This is a genomic window from Streptomyces sp. NPDC001027 (assembly GCF_040299045.1).
Lineage (GTDB): Bacteria > Actinomycetota > Actinomycetes > Streptomycetales > Streptomycetaceae > Streptomyces.
The window spans coordinates 1-1917 of record NZ_JBEPBI010000532.1 but is presented as its reverse complement, the minus strand read 5'-3'; the positions used below and the strand labels follow the sequence as shown (position 1 = coordinate 1917).

Sequence of the window (1917 nt, the reverse complement as noted above, 5' to 3'; positions counted from 1 at the left end):
ATCCGGCGACCACCGATATCAACACACCTCGCTCAACACTCTTCCCCTACCCGCCGCTCTCCCGATCTGTCGCCCCGCCGGCACATGCCTTCGCCGCCCCCCCGCGGCCTGCCGGCCCCGCTCCCGCGGCTGCTGGGCCGTCGCCTCCGGCGAGGGACTGTGCGTCGCGACGGTCGGCGTGTGAGCTGAAAGGTGCGGCCGGGACGGCGTCGCCGGCCGGGCCCGGGCGGCGCGCCGCGCGACGGCGGGGCTCCGCCGGGCGGCGGGCGCCGCCTTCCCACGGCCGGCCCCCGCCGGCCACCGGAGCACGTGGCCGGCGCCGGCGGGCGGCCGGACGCCTCGCGCGGTCGCCGGAGGCGCCCGCACGACGGTCGGGCCTGCCCGCCGCTGCCCGGGGGATTGAGGCCCGCCCGCTCGGGTACGCGAGCCGGACCGCCGCTACCAGGGGAGACGCCATGGAGACGCCCGCACACGACCGCAACCACAACCCGGCCGCACTGGCGCTGGACGCGCTGGCGCGCGACACCGAGGACACCACGGCCCTGGACACGCTCGCGCACTGCGACGTGCTCGTACCGGTGCCCGACGACGCGCTCGACGAGGACATCACCGACCCGGCCACCGTCGCCCTGCCCGTCCTCGAGCAGCCCGGGGGAGCTGCCGTGGTGCCGGTGTTCACCTCCGAGCCGGAGATGGTCGAGCTGCTGCCCGAGGTCGACCGCTACCGGCTGGTGCCGCTCGGCGCGCTCGCCGCGCAGTGGCCGACCGGCGAACTGTCCCTGTCCATCGACGCGGCCGGCGACCACCCGCTGACGCTCACCTCCGAGGGGGTGCGCACCCTGCTGGTCCGCTGAGCGGCGCCGACCGGGCCCTTCCGGCCCCGGATCCGGGGCGTGGCCACGACCCGGTCGGCATCCGCGTGCCCTAGGACCCGGTCAGCATCCGCTCCAGCACCGCCCGCTGCAGGGGCAGGACCTCTGTGTGCAGGTCACGGCCCTTGCGGGTCAGGGCGACCCAGACCCCGCGCCGGTCCTCCGCGCAGATCGAGCGCTCCACCAGGCCCTCCTTCTCCAGGCGGCCGATGAGGCGTGACAGCGCGCTCTGGCTGAGGTGCACGCGTCCGACGAGGTTCTGCACCCGGCACTGGTCGCCCGCCCGGGGAGCCTCGGCGGCGAGGATGTCCAGCACCTCGAAGTCGCTGGCCCCCAGGCCGTGCGGATGCAGCTCGCGGTCGATCTCGCACATCGTGCGGGCGTGCACCGACAGGATGTCGCGCCACCGCTGCTCAAGGCCCGTCCCGGCCGTCTTCGCTGCCATACCCGCATGGTAACGCCGTCCGGGGCGTTCGTTGACGACGCAATAAGTGCGAGTGCATGCAGTGGCCGGCGGCCCGTCTCTCAGGCGGGGTCCTGGAGGAGGCCCACCAGGTTCCCGTCCGCGTCCTTCACAGAGGCGATGAGCCGTCCGTTGCCGACGTCGTGGACGTCCTGGAGCACCTCTGCCCCCGCCGCCAGCAGCGCCGCGAGACGGTCCCGGATGTCGGTGACGTGCCAGTAGGGGACCGGACCCGTCAGACCCTGGGCGTGGCCGTTCGGGTTCAGGCCGATGTCCTGGCCGGCGGCCTTGTACCCGACGTAGTACGGCTCGTCGGCGAACGGCTCGACCCCCAGCAGCGCGGTGAACAGGGCCTTCGCCCGGTCGACGTCCTTGACGGGGTAGATGATCGTCTGCAGTCCGGCGGCCATGACGCCCTCCTCGGTGAAGTGATGCGGTACCGGGAACACCTGCGTGCTCTCCTGGTCCCACGCTAGGACGAGGGCACGGCTCACGGCTTCTCCGATCCTGACCGACCGCGGCCCCCGACCGGTCCCCGTCCCGCTGCCACGGCCCCGCTCGCAGGACGCGACATCGGCCACG

At 74.2% G+C, this 1917-nt stretch carries 3 protein-coding genes; 1 reads left to right on the top strand and 2 read right to left on the bottom strand.

Going from position 1 to position 1917, the window contains the following annotated elements; translation table 11 throughout:
• The first annotated feature begins 455 nt into the window (after positions 1 to 455).
• Positions 456 to 854 (top strand): SseB family protein, encoded by a 399-nt coding sequence (locus ABT300_RS43605; protein WP_351688609.1) that lies wholly within the window; start codon positions 456 to 458, stop codon positions 852 to 854.
• A gap of 70 nt (positions 855 to 924) precedes the next feature.
• On the opposite strand, the gene ABT300_RS43600 is transcribed toward ABT300_RS43605, so the two are convergent.
• A complete protein-coding gene (locus tag ABT300_RS43600; protein WP_351688605.1) occupies positions 925 to 1317 on the bottom strand; it encodes a MarR family winged helix-turn-helix transcriptional regulator in 393 nt (130 codons plus the stop codon).
• Between the two features lie 80 nt (positions 1318 to 1397).
• Positions 1398 to 1745 carry a VOC family protein gene (locus ABT300_RS43595; RefSeq protein WP_107447659.1) on the bottom strand — a complete coding sequence of 116 codons (348 nt, stop codon included), beginning with the start codon at positions 1743 to 1745 and terminating at the stop codon, positions 1398 to 1400.
• Between the last annotated feature and the right edge of the window lie 172 nt (positions 1746 to 1917).